The 210-nt window shown below is 55.2% G+C and carries 1 rRNA gene; it reads left to right on the top strand.

Annotated elements, in window-relative coordinates:
* Positions 1-131: 131 nt before the first annotated feature.
* A 5S ribosomal RNA gene (gene rrf / locus AC5RWA_RS21635) occupies positions 132-210 on the top strand; the annotation flags it as partial.

The raw sequence follows: 210 nt of genomic DNA, 5'->3' as shown, positions 1-210 counted from the left end.
GGTTCCCAAACAACAAACCCGTTTGTTGCAGGGAACACCAAATTGAATAACAACACCACACTGCTCGAACACGAGCACAAATTGTTGTAACCACCAGGATTTCCCACCCCCACGGGGTGTGGAGCAAGGGTTACGGCGGTCATAGCGTGGGGGAAACGCCCGGTCCCATTCCGAACCCGGAAGCTAAGACCCACAGCGCCGATGGTACTG

It is taken from the genome of Arthrobacter sp. 210 2 (assembly GCF_059093025.1).
Note: the sequence above shows the minus strand (reverse complement) of the source record. Positions and strands in the feature narration are given on the sequence as shown.